The sequence below is a fragment of the Streptomyces sp. NPDC020742 genome, from assembly GCF_040641675.1.
Classification (GTDB): domain Bacteria; phylum Actinomycetota; class Actinomycetes; order Streptomycetales; family Streptomycetaceae; genus Streptomyces.
In genome coordinates, this window is the sequence record NZ_JBFAEA010000001.1 from 841757 (window position 1) to 857212 (window position 15456).

16 protein-coding genes are annotated in these 15456 nt (G+C 73.0%); 12 read left to right on the forward strand and 4 right to left on the reverse strand.

Annotated elements, in window-relative coordinates; genetic code table 11:
- The first annotated feature begins 348 nt into the window (after positions 1-348).
- The 5 genes from AB0G84_RS03645 (at position 349) to AB0G84_RS03665 (ending at position 4151) form a co-directional block, all read left to right on the forward strand.
- Positions 349-2577, forward strand: coding sequence for an ATP-dependent DNA helicase UvrD2 (locus AB0G84_RS03645; protein WP_361314868.1), 2229 nt, complete (start codon positions 349-351; stop codon positions 2575-2577).
- A gap of 145 nt (positions 2578-2722) precedes the next feature.
- Positions 2723-3052: a hypothetical protein gene (locus AB0G84_RS03650; RefSeq protein ID WP_361314871.1), complete on the forward strand. Its 330-nt coding sequence runs from the start codon at positions 2723-2725 to the stop codon at positions 3050-3052.
- 116 nt (positions 3053-3168) lie between these two features.
- Positions 3169-3522: a WhiB family transcriptional regulator gene (locus AB0G84_RS03655; RefSeq protein ID WP_361314873.1), complete on the forward strand. Its 354-nt coding sequence runs from the start codon at positions 3169-3171 to the stop codon at positions 3520-3522.
- Positions 3519-3839, forward strand: coding sequence for a hypothetical protein (locus AB0G84_RS03660; protein ID WP_361314876.1), 321 nt, complete (start codon positions 3519-3521; stop codon positions 3837-3839). Before AB0G84_RS03655 ends, AB0G84_RS03660 begins: the two co-directional genes overlap by 4 nt.
- Before the next feature lie 111 nt (positions 3840-3950).
- The gene (locus AB0G84_RS03665; RefSeq protein ID WP_361315140.1) at positions 3951-4151 is read left to right on the forward strand and encodes a hypothetical protein; all 201 of its coding nucleotides are present in this window, start codon (positions 3951-3953) and stop codon (positions 4149-4151) included.
- A gap of 39 nt (positions 4152-4190) precedes the next feature.
- On the opposite strand, the gene AB0G84_RS03670 is transcribed toward AB0G84_RS03665, so the two are convergent.
- Both AB0G84_RS03670 and AB0G84_RS03675 read right to left on the reverse strand, forming a co-directional pair.
- Complete coding sequence (locus AB0G84_RS03670) at positions 4191-5663, reverse strand: AarF/ABC1/UbiB kinase family protein (RefSeq protein ID WP_361314878.1); 1473 nt, start codon at positions 5661-5663, stop codon at positions 4191-4193.
- Positions 5664-5705: 42 nt separating this feature from the next.
- Complete coding sequence (locus AB0G84_RS03675; RefSeq protein ID WP_361314881.1) at positions 5706-6833, reverse strand: ThiF family adenylyltransferase; 1128 nt, start codon at positions 6831-6833, stop codon at positions 5706-5708.
- A gap of 194 nt (positions 6834-7027) precedes the next feature.
- On the opposite strand from AB0G84_RS03675, the gene AB0G84_RS03680 reads away from it, so the two are divergent.
- The 4 genes from AB0G84_RS03680 to AB0G84_RS03695 all read left to right on the forward strand — a co-directional run bounded on the left by AB0G84_RS03680 (position 7028) and on the right by AB0G84_RS03695 (position 10995).
- Positions 7028-7654: a M48 family metallopeptidase gene (locus tag AB0G84_RS03680; protein ID WP_361314883.1), complete on the forward strand. Its 627-nt coding sequence runs from the start codon at positions 7028-7030 to the stop codon at positions 7652-7654.
- Between the two features lie 108 nt (positions 7655-7762).
- Complete coding sequence (locus AB0G84_RS03685) at positions 7763-9517, forward strand: TerD family protein (RefSeq protein WP_361314885.1); 1755 nt, start codon at positions 7763-7765, stop codon at positions 9515-9517.
- A 15-nt stretch (positions 9518-9532) separates the two neighbouring features.
- Complete coding sequence (locus tag AB0G84_RS03690; RefSeq protein ID WP_361314888.1) at positions 9533-10216, forward strand: AIM24 family protein; 684 nt, start codon at positions 9533-9535, stop codon at positions 10214-10216.
- 20 nt (positions 10217-10236) lie between these two features.
- Positions 10237-10995, forward strand: coding sequence for an AIM24 family protein (locus tag AB0G84_RS03695; protein WP_361314891.1), 759 nt, complete (start codon positions 10237-10239; stop codon positions 10993-10995).
- A 61-nt stretch (positions 10996-11056) separates the two neighbouring features.
- Here the strand turns inward: AB0G84_RS03695 and AB0G84_RS03700 are convergent, their stop codons facing one another.
- Both AB0G84_RS03700 and AB0G84_RS03705 read right to left on the reverse strand, forming a co-directional pair.
- Complete coding sequence (locus AB0G84_RS03700) at positions 11057-11587, reverse strand: NUDIX hydrolase (RefSeq protein ID WP_361314893.1); 531 nt, start codon at positions 11585-11587, stop codon at positions 11057-11059.
- Positions 11584-13041, reverse strand: coding sequence for a zinc-dependent metalloprotease (locus AB0G84_RS03705; protein ID WP_361314896.1), 1458 nt, complete (start codon positions 13039-13041; stop codon positions 11584-11586). Before AB0G84_RS03705 ends, AB0G84_RS03700 begins: the two co-directional genes overlap by 4 nt.
- A gap of 194 nt (positions 13042-13235) precedes the next feature.
- On the opposite strand from AB0G84_RS03705, the gene AB0G84_RS03710 reads away from it, so the two are divergent.
- The 3 genes from AB0G84_RS03710 (at position 13236) to AB0G84_RS03720 (ending at position 15432) form a co-directional block, all read left to right on the forward strand.
- A complete protein-coding gene (locus AB0G84_RS03710) occupies positions 13236-14387 on the forward strand; it encodes an SDR family oxidoreductase (protein ID WP_361314899.1) in 1152 nt (383 codons plus the stop codon).
- A 102-nt stretch (positions 14388-14489) separates the two neighbouring features.
- Complete coding sequence (locus AB0G84_RS03715) at positions 14490-14969, forward strand: molybdenum cofactor biosynthesis protein MoaE (protein ID WP_361314902.1); 480 nt, start codon at positions 14490-14492, stop codon at positions 14967-14969.
- Between the two features lie 271 nt (positions 14970-15240).
- Positions 15241-15432 (forward strand): hypothetical protein, encoded by a 192-nt coding sequence (locus tag AB0G84_RS03720; RefSeq protein WP_361314905.1) that lies wholly within the window; start codon positions 15241-15243, stop codon positions 15430-15432.
- Positions 15433-15456: the final 24 nt, after the last annotated feature.

Below are 15456 nucleotides of genomic sequence, written 5' to 3' on the forward strand. Positions count from 1 at the left end.
GGTGCCGCCTCGCTGCTTTCGGCCTGGCTCTCCCCGGGCCCCGCCCCGCCCCTCCCCCCTCCCCCTTCCCCCTGGGGGCCCACCCCCCCCGCCACCCCACCCCCGCCCCCGCCTCCCTCCGCCTCGTCCTCCTCCCCTCGAGCGCCCCGTCCCCCGCTCCACCGCCGCCCGACCGCCCGCCGTGCCCGGGTCCTCCCCTCTGCGCTTCGCCGCCGGGTGTTCACAGCACAGCACGCCGCGCCGCTGCCTGCCCGCGCCCGTCCACAGGGGCCGGGACCGGTGTGACCGGGAAGCGGCGACTGTGGACGGGCGTCCCGCGCGGTTCGGCGGACCTGGCAGCATGGCGGGGTGACAGCAGCAACAGACTCCTCTCTCTTCCCTCAGGTGCCGGACTCGGCCGACGGGGTGCTCGACGGGCTGGACCCCGAGCAGCGCGAGGTCGCGACGGCGCTGCACGGTCCGGTGTGTGTGCTGGCGGGGGCCGGCACGGGCAAGACCCGGGCGATCACGCACCGGATCGCGTACGGGGTCCGGGCGGGCATCGTGCAGCCCGCGAGCGTGCTCGCCGTCACGTTCACGGCCCGCGCGGCGGGGGAGATGCGAGGGCGGCTGCGTCAGCTGGGGGCCGGCGGGGTCCAGGCGCGCACCTTCCACTCGGCGGCCCTGCGGCAGCTGCAGTTCTTCTGGCCCAAGGCCGTCGGCGGCGAGCTTCCGCGGCTGCTGGACCGCAAGGTCCAGCTGGTGTCCGAGGCTGCCGCCCGCTGCCGGGTCCGGCTCGACCGCAATGAGCTGCGCGACGTCACCGCGGAGATCGAGTGGTCCAAGGTGACCCAGACCGTGCCGGCTGACTATCCGGCCGCGGTCGCCAAGGCCGGCCGCGAGGCTCCCCGCGACCCCGCGGAGATCGGGCAGATCTACGGCACCTACGAACAGCTCAAGCGGGACCGCGGCACCATCGACTTCGAGGACGTGCTGCTGCTCACCGTCGGTGTGCTGCAGGACCGACACGACATCGCCGAACAGGTCCGGTCCCAGTACCAGCACTTCGTCGTCGACGAGTACCAGGACGTCAGCCCGCTCCAGCAGCGGCTGCTGGAGCTGTGGCTGGGTGACCGCGACAGCCTCTGCGTGGTCGGCGACGCCAGCCAGACGATCTACAGCTTCACCGGCGCCACCCCGGACCACCTCCTCAACTTCCGCACCCGCCACCCGAATGCGACGGTCGTCAAGCTCGTCCGCGACTACCGCTCCAGCCCGCAGGTCGTCCACCTCGCCAACGGCCTGCTCTCCCAGGCCAGGGGGCGGGCCGCCGAGCACCGCCTGGAGCTGGTCTCGCAGCGCACGGCCGGCCCCGAGCCGGTGTACACGGAGTACGCCGACGAGCCCGCCGAGGCCGAGGGCACTGCCCGGCGGATCCGTGACCTGATCGCCTCGGGGGTGCCGGCCAGCGAGATCGCGGTGCTCTTCCGCGTCAACGCCCAGTCCGAGATCTACGAGCAGGCGCTGGCCGACGCAGGGGTGCCGTACCAGCTCCGCGGCGCCGAGCGGTTCTTCGAACGGCCCGAGGTACGCGAGGCCGGCATCAAGCTGCGCGGCGCGGCCCGCTTCGGGGCGAACGACACGCTGCTGGACGACGCGGTGGATCTGCCGTCCGAGGTGCGGGCGGTGTTCAGCGACATGGGCTGGACGAGCGAGCCACCGGCCGGCTCGGGGGCGGCGCGGGACCGCTGGGAGTCGTTGGCGGCCCTGGTGCGGCTCGCGGAGGACTTCGCCAAGGCCCGGCCGGAGGCCTCGCTCGCCGACCTCGTCGCCGAGCTGGACGAACGCGCCAACGCCCAGCACGCCCCGACCGTCGAGGGGGTGACCCTGGCATCCCTGCACGCCGCCAAGGGCCTGGAGTGGGACGCCGTGTTCCTGGTGGGGCTCACCGAGGGCATGATGCCGATCACCTACGCCCGGACCGACGAGCAGGTGGAGGAGGAACGCCGGCTGTTGTACGTCGGTGTCACCCGTGCCCGGCAGCACCTGGGTCTGTCCTGGTCGCTGGCGCGTTCCCCCGGTGGGCGGTCCTCCCGGAGCGCCAGCCGCTTCCTGGCGGGACTGCGGCCCGGTTCCGGGGCCGGGGCGGGGCGCCGTGCGCCGGGCGCCGCGCCGGGGGGTGTGGAGCGCGGGGACGGGGCACGGCCGGCGACCAGGCGCCCCCGGCACCGCAGCCCGGCCCGCTGCCGGGTCTGCAACCGGACGCTGACGGACGCGGGCGAGATGAAGCTGATGCGGTGCGAGGACTGCCCGGCCGAGCTCGACGAGGCGCTGTACGAGCGGCTGCACGCGTGGCGGGCCGAACAGGCCGCCCGTTCGCGGCAGCCCGCCTACTGCATCTTCACCGACAAGACACTGATGGCGATTGCGGAGGCCGTTCCGGGAACCGAATCGGAGCTTGCGGTCATCTCTGGTGTGGGGCGGCGCAAGTGCGACCGCTACGGAAGCGCTGTGCTGGCTCTCTGCGCCGGCGAGGAGCTCCCGGGAGCCACCGGAGACGGGTCTGGAGGCGCCGCGGAAAACTCGTCGGAAAAATAGTTTGCGCGCGCGGAGCGCAGCCCCATAGCCTTCGGGAGCAACGGAGACAACGGTTTCTTTCCGAGATCCGATGGATCCGTGCTGTACTTGAACACCCTGGACCGGGTTTCCCGGTCCACCGAGACGCCGAGAGGAGGCGAGACCAGTGATCAGCTTCATCGAGACCAACAAAATGACCGATCTCTCGGTCGTCGCCACCTGCACGCTCGGCTCTTCGCTCCTGGGCACCGGTCTGTCCGGCTCCGGCCGTCTCTCCGGTACCGAGGTCGCGCGCCCCGAGATTCTCGCTGCGCTCACGCGCCGCGAGCGCACCGCGCGACCGACCGAGGCACCTGCGGCAGTAGCAGTGGCGGCCAGGGCGAATGCCTTTGCCTTCGCGGCGGCGGCCAATGGTGCCGGAGCCCGGAAGCAGTACCAGACGCAGCATGACATGTGGGCCTACCGCGGCCTCGAACCCTGGAGAGATCCAGCCTGATCGGCAGATTAGGTCGGCACCTTCCAGGGCCGCGGAACCCACACCGGGATCCGCGGCCCTTTTGTTTGCCCCACCGCCCGCCACGAGCGGGCCGAAACAGACGAGGAACACACACCGTGCAACTGCAGACGCACACCCCGTCCGTAGCGACCGACCTGATCCCTCCGCCCGACCCCCAGGAGAACGCCTTGCTGCCCCTCACCGAGCTTGACGACGAGATCGACCGCCTCGGCGCTGCCGTCCCGTGCCGCACTTACGACCCGGAGGTCTTCTTCGCGGAGTCCCCGGCCGACGTCGAGTACGCCAAGACGCTGTGTCAGACCTGCCCGGTGCGTGAGGCCTGCCTCGCGGGTGCCAAGGACCGCCGTGAGCCGTGGGGCGTCTGGGGCGGTGAGCTCTTCGTCCAGGGCGTCGTGGTGCCGCGGAAGCGCCCGCGTGGCCGTCCGCGCAAGAACCCGGTCGCGGCATGAACATCACCATCGGCACAGGAACGATCGACCATCCCGTCACACGGGATCCCCAGAAGCAGGACCCCACGATGAACCCCACCTTCACCGACACCGCCGTCCCCGCGAACGCCGACGCGATCGAGTCGCGTCAGAACAGGAACCTCGCCATGCAACTCATCCCAGAAGCCCTGGCGCGTGCGCATATGCACGAACGCCTGCGGGAGGCCGAGTCCGAACGCAGGGGCCACCGGCTCGCCGCTGCGCGTCGGATGCAGCGCCGCGCCGAGCGCGCCTCGCTGCGGGCCCGCCGCGCGCTGGCCATGGCCGTGATGCAGTAAGAGGGCGCTCTTTTTTCACCACTGGCACCACCACACACGGGGTCCGTCCGACAGGGCGGGCCCCGCGGTGCGTTGCATCCGGCTTCGCGCGGTGGACGGGGATATCGTCGGCTGGTGAACCAGAAGACTCATGAACGGGCGGAGTTGGCCGACGGCGAGACGGTGTGCGCCGGCTGTGGCGCGGTCACCGAGGGGACGCCGCCGACCTGGACCTGCTCCGTGGAGAACGGTGAGCGCCGCTACTTCTGCGACCGCTGTGCGCGGGAGAACATCCGGGCCATCGAGGGCCGGCTGGATTCGACCTGGTGGTGAGGCCGGGCCCTGCCGGCGGGTGAGGCCCGGCCCTCGCGGTCAGGCGCTGGTCTCCTCCACGGCCTCCTCGGCGGCCTCCTCCTTCCGGGGGCCGGCGCCGGTGTCCGCGCGCTCCCCGGTGGCGGAGGCGGGGATGCTGATGCCGGTGACGCCCGGGCCGGCGGCCGGCTCCTCCTCGGGGACGAAGCCGGGCAGCCACGCCTCCAGCTCGTCGCGCAGCCGTACCGTCGCACCCAGCTGGCACAGCACCCCGATGGTGCTCAACGTCACACGGTGGATCAGAAGGTAGGCCGGCGGCAGGTTGAGCTGCTTGCCCAGCTGGTGGGCGGGGGAGCGGAGGTCGCCGACCCGGACCGCCTGCTGCCGCATCCAGCCCCGGGTGAAGGTGAACGCGTCCGCCTGTGCGGGCTCGATGATCGGCAGCAGATACTCCAGCACCGCGTCCGGGTCCAGCTCGATGGACTCCTTGACGAAGCCTTCGTCGCACAGCAGCTGGTAGACCGCGTCCGCCTCGCCGTCCAGCGTCATCCGCAGCGAGGTGCCGATCGTCGGCGGCAGCCCCTCGGGCAGCCGGTCGACGGTGCCGAAGTCCAGTACGCCCAGTCGCCACTCCTCGACGGGGGTGTCCGGGGAGTCGCCGGTCAGCAGCCGGAAGTTGCCCGGGTGCGGGTCGGCGTGCAGCAGCCCGGTGCGGGCCGGGCCGGAGAACAGGAAGCGGGCCAGCAACTGGCCGGCCCGGTCCTTCTGCTCGTCCGTGCCGTCCGCGATCACCTCGGACAGCGGCACCCCGTCCAGCCACTCGGTCACCAATACCTGGTCGCACTGGTGCACCACGGCCGGCACCGCCACGTCCGGGTCGTCGGCGAACTCCTCGGCGTGGGCGCGCTGGGCCTCTGCCTCCAGGGCGTAGTCCAGCTCCTCGGAGACCCGGTCGCGCAGCTCGGTGATCAGCGGTTTGATGTCCATGCCGGGGATCAGAGGCCCCAGCAGCCGGGCGAAACGGCTCAATTGGGATAGATCTGATAGGAGCGCCTTGCCGGCGCCCGGGTACTGGACCTTGACCGCCACCGCGCGGCCGTCATGCCAGACGGCGCGGTGCACCTGGCCGATGGAGGCCGCCGCGGCCGGCTTGTCCTCGAACTCCTCGAACAGCTCCCGCCACTCCTCACCGAGCCGCTCAGCGAGCACCTGGTGCACCGTGCTCGTCGGCATCGGCGGCGCCGCCTCCTGAAGCTTGGTCAGGGCGGCGCGGTAGGGGCCGGCGATCTCCTCGGGCAGCGCCGACTCGAAGACGGACAGCGCCTGCCCGAACTTCATCGCCCCACCCTTGAGCTCACCGAGCACCTTGAAGAGCTGCTCCGCGGTGCGCTGTTGCAGCTCACGGCCCACGATCTCGGCCGATCTGCCGCCGATCCGCTTGCCCAGGCCCCAGGTGGCACGGCCGGCGAACCCCAGTGGCAGCGCGGCCAGCTTGGCGGTGCGGGTGACCGCCTTGCGGGGAAGATCAGACATGCGCCCCTCCAACTCACACTGTCCCCTACCGGGGTTACTCCGTCATTGTGGCGTGTCACGGCCGGGGATCCGAGGTGCTGTCGTGCACCGCGAAGCGGCAGCCCCGCACGCGCACTCCGGATGCGGCGCGATGCGCACCGTGCGCACCGCCGCACACGGCAGCGCCAGCTCCATCCGCGCCCCTGTGGACGGCGGAAGTTCACCGTCGAGGAACGCCAGCGCCTGTACGGCGGCCAGCCCCGCGACGGCGGTCGCCAGCGCGGCGTCGCACGCGGGCACCGGGGGTGCCGCACGCCCTGACCGCCACTGCGCCAGCAACCGCGGCCAGTCCGGCTCCGCGTCGCTGCGGTGCAGCTCGTCGCAGCCGGCGCAGGCCGAACCGCCGGGCAGCACCAATGGACCCACCACACCCGTGCCCTCGATCACGCCCGCGTAAAGATGCGGGATTCCGGCGGTCAGCAGCGGCTCGGACAGCACCGGGTCGGGAGCGTAGGCGGCGAGGCCGTCCCGCGGTGCGAGCACCATCAGGGACAACCCGGGCTCACCGGACTCGCTGACCGGGACTCTCGGGCGGGGCCGGCCGCTCCACGGGGAGGACCGGTGGACCAGCCGTCCGGCGGCCGCGGCACGCGGTTCACCGACCTGGCCGGCCGCCAGCCCGCCGGGCAGGACGTCCCCCGGGGCGACCGTGCCGCCGTCGACCACGTCGACCCGCCCGATGCCGGCGGCCGACAGCAGCGCCGCGACCGCCGCACCGACCCGCCCCGCCCCTTTGACCTTGGCCCGGACCGCACGCCGGGCCCCCATCCGGCCCAGGGCGCCGGACGGTTCGCGGTGCTGCACCGACAGCGACGCCAGGTCCGGCCGCAGCCGCTCGAACGCGGCACGGTCGGCCCGTACGGTGCCGGCCGCCGCGCCGCCGCCGGCCACCCCCTCCAGCAGGCCGGCCGCGGCGAGCCGGTCCACCACGCCCCGAGCATGCCCGGGTGGGAGGTCGAGCAGCGCGGCCTCCGCCACCAGTTGCTCCAGGGTGCGGGTGCCGTCGATCAGCGCGAGGAAGCTTCCGGTCGCCGTGTCGACCGGGCCGACCACCCGCGCATGGGCCGGTGCCACACCGAACCGCACCGTTTCCCTGTCCCGCCAGCCGCGCCGCAGCGCGGGCTTCAGCATCGGATGCATGTGATCCGCCCCCCCGTCGTCTGTCGTGCCGGACCCCAGCATGCGCCCTGCGGCGGAACCGCGTGGAGTTATCCACAGGCCGGTGCGGTGTGCGTCATACGAACGCTGCACGCCATGGAGTGGTTCGGAGGCGAACCGTCCGTGGGGCGGGACTTCCCGCGGGGCCAGCGGGTAACGTCGGTCGCGTGCCCGCCGACCCTCCCGTTCACGGTTCCGGGGAGACCCCCCTGCGCCGCGCCCCCGACACCACGCGCGGGGCCGCGCCCGGCCCCGGGGCCGATGCTCCGCAGAGCCGCGCGGTGGAGGTGCGCCGCAGCTCACGGCGGCGCAGAACGGTCTCCGCGTACCGCGAGGGCGACCGCACGGTGGTCCTGATCCCGGCGCGGATGTCGAAGGCCGAGGAGCGGCGCTGGGTGACCGTCATGCTGGACAAGCTCGCCGCCCAGGAGAGCCGGCGGATGCTGGGCGACGGCGAGCTGGCCGAGCGTGCCGCACGGCTGTCGGACCAGTTCCTCGACGGCCGGGCCCGCCCCGCCTCGGTGCGCTGGGTGACCAACCAGAACACCCGCTGGGGATCGTGCACTCCGGCCGAGGGCAGCATCCGCCTCTCGCACCGCCTCCAAGGCATGCCGGAGTACGTCGTCGACTACGTCCTGCTGCACGAGCTCGCGCATCTGCTGGTCCCCGGGCACGGCCCCGCGTTCTGGCGGCTGTTGGAGGCGTACCCGCGCACCGAGCGCGCCCGGGGCTACCTCGAAGGGGTCGTGGCGGCCGGGCGGCTGCCCCACCTGGCCGCCGCCCGCACCGAATAGCCGCGGGGAAGAGCCCGCCGCGCCCCGGCATCGCCCGCTGTCGGTGTCAGCGGTTAGCCTGGCCGCGGCAGGCGAACTCACAGCCGGAGCGGGGGACGGGCGTTACGTATGGCCAGGGAATTCCAGCGCGGCCACAAGGCCAAAATCGCTGATCTGACGGCGGGGAGGGATCTGTACGTCGGTGTGCAGATCGCCGGACCGGGCCTGACCTTCGACATCAGCTGCTTCGGTCTGGACGCCGATGAACGGCTCTCCGACGACCGGTACTTCATCTTCTACAACCAGCCCGCCTCGCCCGAGGAAGCCGTCCAGCTGCTCGGTTCCCAGGCCGGCGACAACGAGTCCTTCCGGGTCACCCTGGACAAGATCCCCCCGCACATCCAGAAGCTGTCCTTCACCGCGGCGCTGGACGGCGCCGGGCAGATCTCCCAGATCGGCCCCGGCTACCTCCGGATCGTGGCCGGCGGTGAGGAGGTCGCCCGCTACTCCTTCACCGGCAGCGAGTTCAGCACCGAACGCGCCGTCATGCTGGGCGACTTCTATCTCAAGGACGTCTGGCGGTTCGCCGCGGTCGGCCAGGGCTTCGACGGCGGACTCGAGGCGCTGCTGAAGAACTTCGGCGGTGAGGTCGCCGAGGAGGCGGAGGTCGAGCCCGAGCCGCCGGCCGCCCCCCAGGGCGTGCCCGGCTTCGCGCCGCCGTCCGGGGCGGCCGCCGTCCCCGCGCCGTCCTTCGGAGCGCCCGCCGCGCCCGCGCCCGCCGCCCCTCAGGCCGTGCCCGGCCCGCCCCAGGGCGTACCGCAGCCCGCCCCCGATCCCGCTCCGGCGCCCCAGACCCCGCAGTCCACCGTTCCGCAGGCGCACCCCACCGCCCCGCAGGTGCACAACGCGCCGACCATCGCCGCACCGGTGGCCCCGCCGGCCGGCCCGGTGCCGCCCCCCGGCGCACCCGCCCCGTCCGGACCACAGCCGCCGGCCCCCTATGGGCAGCCGGCGCCCGGGCCGGACCCCTACGGGCAGCCGGCGCCCGGCTCGGACCCCTACGGGCAGCCCCAGCCCGCACCCGGCGGCTTCTCCGGCCAGCCCGCCCCGCAGGGAGCCCCGTACGGCCAGCCCGGCCAGTTCTCGGGCCAGCCGGCCCCGTACGGACAGCCCCCGGGCGTCCCCCACCCCGGCCAGGCCGCGGCCGTGCCCCAGGGCGGCGGGCCGGGCCTCGGCGTCGTCCTCGACAAGTACAAGGAAGCCCCCACCGGGCAGCGCTGGACCCCGCAGAACGGCAAGCTGATCCGCGCCGACCTCGGCGTCGACGGGCAGCCGGTGCTCGCCCGCCAGGGCAGCATGGTGCTCTACCAGGGCAAGGTCGACTTCGGCTACAAGGGCGCCGGCTTCCGCGGCCGGATCGTCGGCAACGCCACCGGTCAGGAGATGCAGCTGATGCGCTGCACCGGCCAGGGCCAGGTGTTCTTCGCCGACAACAGCGCCCATGTCCACCCCATCGAGCTGCAGGGCGAGGCGCTGTGCGTCTCCGCCGAGTCGGTGCTCGCCTTCGACGAATCGCTCCAGTACGAGGTCCGCCGCATCGAGGGCCACGGCATCCCCGGCGGCGCCCTGTTCACCCTGCAGTTCCAGGGCACCGGCACCCTCGTCGTCACCACCCACGGCACCCCGGTCGTGCTGCCGGTCACCCCGACCACCTTCGCCGACGCCAACGCCATCGTGGCTTGGTCCGCGGGCTCCCAGGTGATCGTCTCCAGCCAGGTGAGCCTGCGCCGGCACGCCTACCCCGGCCACTCCGGCGAGAGCGTGAACCTCCAGTTCCGCGGCGCGCCCGGCAACTTCATCGTCGTCCAGCCCTACGAGGTCTGAGGGAGCCCGCACCAGATGAACCAGCAACAGCTGTCGGGCTACGTCCCGACCCCGCCCGCCGCGCGGATGGAGAACCACGGCAGCGCCATGGTGAAGATCGCCATGCAGAGCGGCCAGGACGTCTTCGCCCGCACCGGCTCGATGATCGCCTACGAGGGCTTCGTCCAGTACGAACCGAACCCGCCCGCCGTCCGCCAGATGGCCTCCCAGTGGCTCACCGGCGAGGGCGCGCCCCTGATGAAGTGCTCCGGCGACGGCCTGCTCTACCTGGCCGACTACGGCGCCGACGTGGTCTGCATCAACCTCAACGGCGAGTCGCTCTCGGTCAACGGCACCAACCTCCTCGCCTTCGACGCCCACCTCCAGTGGGGCGTCCAGCGCGTCAAGGGGATGGCGAAGTTCGCCGGCCAGGGCCTGTTCAACGTCGGGATCTCCGGCACCGGCTGGGTGGCGCTGACCTCCCGGGGCACGCCGATCGTGGTCGACTGCGGCCGGGGCGAGGACGAGACCTATGTGGACCCCGACGCGCTGGTCGCCTGGTCGACCAACCTGAAGATGAAGGGCAAGCGCAGCTTCAAGGCGTCCTCGATGATCGGGCGCGGCAGCGGCGAGGCGTACCAACTGGGCTTCTCCGGCCAGGGGTTCGTGGTCGTCCAGCCCAGCGAGGACAGCACCGACCGGCTCCGGGCCCGGGGCTGAGGGGGAGGACCGAACACGCCATGCAGAGTCCGCTTTTCGCCTTCACCGAGGCCCAGACCCAGGACCGCTACGCCCTGCAGAACAGCCAGCTGCTGCGGGTCGCGCTCCAGGGCCACGACGACGTCCTCGCCCGCAAGGGGACGATGGTCGCCTACCAGGGGCTGCTCGAATTCGACGGCAACTACCAGACGCCCGGCCAGCACCGGACCCGCGCCTACTCCGGTGAGGGCCTGGACCTGATGCGCGTCTCCGGGCAGGGCACCGTCTATCTGGCCAACCTCGCCCAGTACGTGCACGTCGTCGACGTCGACCACGACGGACTGACCGTCGACAGCGCCTATGTGCTGGCGCTGGACTCCACCCTCCACTGGGAGGTGGTCTCCGTCGACAGCCAGTACGGGATCTCCGGCACCGGCAAGTACCAGCTCAACATCACCGGACGGGGCAAGGTCGCCCTGATGACCTCCGGCCAGCCGCTGATGCTCCAGGTCACCCCCGACAAGTACGTCAGCGCCGACGCCGACGCGGTGGTCGCCTGGTCCGCGTCGCTGCGGGTGCAGATGCAGGCGCAGACGCACTCCTCCGGGGTGTGGCGGCGCCGCGGCAGCACCGGCGAGGGCTGGGAGCTGAGCTTCCTCGGCCAGGGCCATGCGCTGGTCCAGCCCAGCGAGCTGCTGCCGCCGCAGAACGCAGTGATCGGCTCCGGCCTGGCCGCCCAGTTCGGCATGGGCCAGCAGGGCGCCCGGGGCGGGAACCAGGGCAACATCTTCACCAACTGACCGCCGGCACGCCTCCGGCGCCCGACCCCGGACGGGGCGGGCGCCGGAGGCGTCGGGCCGTTCACAGGAGCGCGCGGGCGCTCTCCACCAGGCGCGCCACCGACGCATCGGCGACGGCCGGCACCTCGTCGTAGGCGAACCACCGCAGGTCCAGCGACTCGTCGCTGATCTGCGCCACCGCGCCGTCCGGTGCCAACGCGGCGTACTGGACGTCCAGATGCACCGCGCAGGGCGTGTGGTGACGGTCCAGCCGCACCGGGCCGCCGGGCAGCAGCGTCAGCCCCTCGGCGATGCCGGACTCCTCGCGCGCCTCACGCAGCGCGGCGTCCGCCAGCGAGACGTCCTCCACCTCGCAGTGGCCGCCCATCTGCAACCACATCTCCAGCTTCCGGTGCAGGGTCAGCAGCACCCGCCCGCCGGCCGGGTCGATCACCAGCGCGCTCGCCGTGAGGTGCCCGTCCTTGCAGGGCTTCCACATGCCGTCCTGGTGGGCGGCGAGGTGGTCCAGGTACGTCAGCCGCAGCTGCTCCTGATCGGGCGACGGCGCGGGCCACTTGGACAGCACCCGCGCCGCATCCGCGTGCAGACTCACCTGTCGTCGTCACCCTTGCTCTCACCGGGCGCCACATCCGGGCCCTCGCCCTCCGGGGCGGACGTGCCGTGGCCCGGGCCGCCGCCGGCGGCCTCACCCAGCATCTTGTCGAGCTCGGAGAAGTCCATCTGCTCGTGGTGCACAAAGCCGTCCGGGTCGTCCAGGTCGGCCGCCGTGGGCAGCATGTCCGGGTGCTCCCAGAGACCATCGCGGCCGTCCATACCGCGCGCATCGGTCAGCGACGCCCACAGCCGGGAGGCGTCCCGCAGCCGGCGCGGACGCAACTGCAGACCGATCAGCGTCGAGAACGTCTGCTCGGCCGGCCCGCCGCTGGCCCGGCGCCGCCGCAGCGTCTCCCGCAGCTTGTCCGCCGACGGCAGATGCGGCTTGGCAGCGGCGTGCACCACCGCGTCCACCCAGCCCTCGACCAGTGCCAGCGCGGTCTCCAGGCGGGCCAGCGCGGCCTTCTGCTCCGGGGTGTCCTCGGGCTGGAACATGCCCTGCTGCAGGGCGTTCTGCAGCTCCTCGGGGTGCTGGGGGTCGATCTGGCCGACCACGTCCTCCAGCTTGGTGGTGTCGACCTTGATGCCGCGCGCATAGCCCTCGACGGCACCGAACAGATGCGAGCGCAGCCACGGCACATGGGCGAAGAGCCGCTGGTGGGCGGCCTCCCGCAGGGCCAGGTAGAGCCGCACCTCCTCCTCCGGCACGCCCAGGCCCTCGCCGAACGCCCCGACGTTCCGGGGCAGCAGCGCGGCCTTCCCGGCCGGCCCCAGCGGCAGCCCGATGTCGGTCGACCCGACGACCTCGCCCGCCAGCACGCCCAGCGCCTGGCCGATCTGGGTGCCGAACATCGCGCCGCCCATGGAGCGCATCATCCCCAGCAGCGGGCCCGCCATGGCCTGCATCTCCTCGGGGAGCACATCGCCCATGGCCGCCCCGACCCGCTCGGCGAGCGGATTGACCAGGTCCTTCCAGACCGGCAGGGTCTCCTCGACCCACTCGGCGCGACTCCAGGCCACCACCGAGCCCGAGCCCGACGGCAGCGACGTCACCCCGTCCAGCCACAGGTCCGCCAGCCGCACCGCCTCCTCGACGGCCGAGCGCTCGCCCGGCGACAGGCTCGCGTCCTTGCTGCCGTCCGGGGCGCCCTGGGCGACGGTCTGCCGGGCGATGTCCTTGGCCATGTCCCAGTTCACCGGGCCGCCCTCGTACGAGAGCATCTGGCCGAGGCGCTGGAAGGCGGCGCCCAGGTCGCCCGGGTTCATCGCACCGCCGGGGCCGCCCATGCCGCCGAAGAGCGCCGCGAGCGGATTGTCCGCGCCGCCGCCGCTGCCGAACCCGAAGGGGTCCGCGGGGCCCTGGCTACCTCCCTGGCCGCCCTTCTTCTTGCCGTTGTCGCCGTCCTCCGGCTCCTCCGGCGGAAGGCCGAATCCGAATGGGGTGTCACTCACGGGGTTCCTCGGCTCGTAGGGCCGCCGACCAGGTGGCCGACGGCGGCTGCCCGACATCACCTCCAGCGTAGACACCCGGGACCGCTTCGGGGCTCGGTGCTTCGCTGTCCCGGTGGCTGCGGCAGGATGGACGCCACCTGGTGCGGACGACATGACCACACGTCCGTACTGAAGACAACCGCTGGAGACGCCCGGTGAGTTCCCCAGATCCGACCGTTCGCGCAGCGCGAAACGCTGCGGCCCAGACCGACAAGGCGGACGACACCGCCGGCGGCGCCCCGGACCGGCCGCTGCGCCGGCCCGTCGTCGCCGTCACCGGAGCCGCGTCCGGAGTGGGCGCGCGGCTCACCCGTGCCCTGGTCGCCTCCGACGAGGTCAAGGAGGTGGTGGCCATCGACGAGCGGCGCGGTGACATCGCCGAGGCGCAGTGGCACGTCCTGGACGTCCGCGACCCCGCCATCGCCGACAAGCTGCGCGGGGCCGACGTCGTCGTCCACCTGGCGCTCGACCTTGACCTCGAGACCGACGCCACCGCCCGCACCGCCTACAACGTGCGCGGCACCCAGACCGTGCTGACCGCCGCCGCGGCCGCCGGCGTGCACCGCGTGGTGCTGTGCACCTCCGCGATGGTCTACGGGGCGTTGCCCGACAACGACGTTCCCCTGGCCGAGGACGCCGAACTGCGGGCCACCGCGGACGCCACCGGTGTCGGCGACCTGCTGGAGATCGAGCACCTGGCGCACCGCGCGCCCCGCGCCCACCCCGGCCTGAACGTCACCGTGCTGCGCCCCACGGTGCTGGTGGGCGGCACCGACACCGCGCTGACCCGCTACTTCGAGTCGCCCCGCCTCCTGGTCGTCGCCGGCTCCCGGCCCGCCTGGCAGTTCTGCCATGTCGACGACCTGGTCAGCGCCCTGGAGTACGCGGCGCTGGAGAAGGTCGAGGGGGAGCTGGCGGTGGGCTGCGACGGCTGGCTGGAGCAGGAGGAGGTCGAGGAGCTGACCGGCATCCGCCGCATGGAGCTGCCGTCCTCGGTGGCACTGGGCGCCGCGGCCCGGCTGCACCGCATCGGCCTGACACCGTCGCCCGCGGGGGACCTCGCCTACACCATGCACCCCTGGGTGGTCAGCGGCAGCCGGCTGCACGACGCGGGCTGGCGGCCCCGGTGGACGAACGAGGAGGTGCTCGCCGAACTCCTGGAGGAGGTCGCCGGGCGGCACACCGTCGCCGGCCGCCGGCTGGGCCGCAAGGACGCCACCGCCGCGGGCGCCGCCGGCGCCACCGTCGCCCTGCTGGGCACCGCCGCCCTGGTGCGGCGCGCCCGTAAGGCACGGCGCCGCATCTGAGCGCCACCGGGGCGCCGGGCTGGAGGAGTCTCCATACGGGGGCGGGGACCACCGGTGGAAACGGCCATTCCCCGCCGGCGCCGCATACGGCACGATGGGGGCATGCCTGGCACGCCCTCCTCCCCGACCCCCGGCCGCGACCACCCCGGTGAGCAGGCCGCGGCGGACCCGATCCGGCTCCTGGAGATCCGGGACGCCCCGCTGTCGGTGGACGAGGTGTTCGCCGCCGTGGGCGACACCGCCGCCGGCGGCACGGCCCTGTTCGTCGGCACGGTCCGCTCGCACGACAACGGCGCCGACGTCGAGGGCCTCGGCTACTCCGCACACCCCTCGGCCGTCGCGGAGATGCGCCGGATCGCCGAGAAGGTCGTCGCCGACTACCCGGTACGGGCGCTGGCCGCCGTTCACCGGGTCGGCGAGCTGCGCATCGGTGACCTGGCCGTCGTGGTCGCGGTGTCCTGCCCGCACCGGGGCGAGGCGTTCGACGCCTGCCGCAGGATGATCGACGACCTCAAGCACGAGGTGCCGATCTGGAAGCATCAGACGTTCTCGGACGGAACCGAGGAGTGGGTGGGCGCGTAGCGCGCCCGCCGTGCACCGAGGATGCCCGCCGGTGCGTGCCCGCACGAGGCGTGTGCACACGGCCCGGTGAACGGCGGGGATTGCTCTCGCGGTCGCGGGTAGGAGCCTGTTGAGCGGGGGCGTTCGTCCCCGCCGCGGGGCCGAACCGGTGCCGTGCGCTCCGGTTGCGTAACCGGCCCCCTGACGTGAGCGTTGACCGGGTAGATGGTTAATCTTCTTATTCTTCGATCGCGGTCGTACAGCGGTCGTACAAGGGGTTGGGAGGTCGCTGATGGGTGCGCTCCTCTGGTTGCTGATTCCGGTGGGTGCCGGGCTGGTCGCCGCGGGGTGGAGCAGCTGGGCACTGCGGAACCGCAAGACCGGAGACGTCGCGGAGCTCGCGGGCTACGCCCGCTTCCGGGACGCCATGGAGAAGGAGCACTCCGTCTCCGGCCCCGCGCCGGCCACCTCCGACCGGGCCTGACGGCCGCCACCCTCCGCGGAAGCA

Coding starts and splice junctions, on each gene's coding strand:
- AB0G84_RS03660 (WP_361314876.1), top strand. CDS start 3,519: ATGAACATCACCATCGGCACAGGAACGATCGACCATCCCGTCACACGG.
- AB0G84_RS03670 (WP_361314878.1), bottom strand. CDS start 5,663: ATGTCTGATCTTCCCCGCAAGGCGGTCACCCGCACCGCCAAGCTGGCC.
- AB0G84_RS03675 (WP_361314881.1), bottom strand. CDS start 6,833: ATGCTGAAGCCCGCGCTGCGGCGCGGCTGGCGGGACAGGGAAACGGTG.
- AB0G84_RS03685 (WP_361314885.1), top strand. CDS start 7,763: ATGGCCAGGGAATTCCAGCGCGGCCACAAGGCCAAAATCGCTGATCTG.
- AB0G84_RS03690 (WP_361314888.1), top strand. CDS start 9,533: ATGAACCAGCAACAGCTGTCGGGCTACGTCCCGACCCCGCCCGCCGCG.
- AB0G84_RS03695 (WP_361314891.1), top strand. CDS start 10,237: ATGCAGAGTCCGCTTTTCGCCTTCACCGAGGCCCAGACCCAGGACCGC.
- AB0G84_RS03715 (WP_361314902.1), top strand. CDS start 14,490: ATGCCTGGCACGCCCTCCTCCCCGACCCCCGGCCGCGACCACCCCGGT.
- AB0G84_RS03720 (WP_361314905.1), top strand. CDS start 15,241: ATGGGTGCGCTCCTCTGGTTGCTGATTCCGGTGGGTGCCGGGCTGGTC.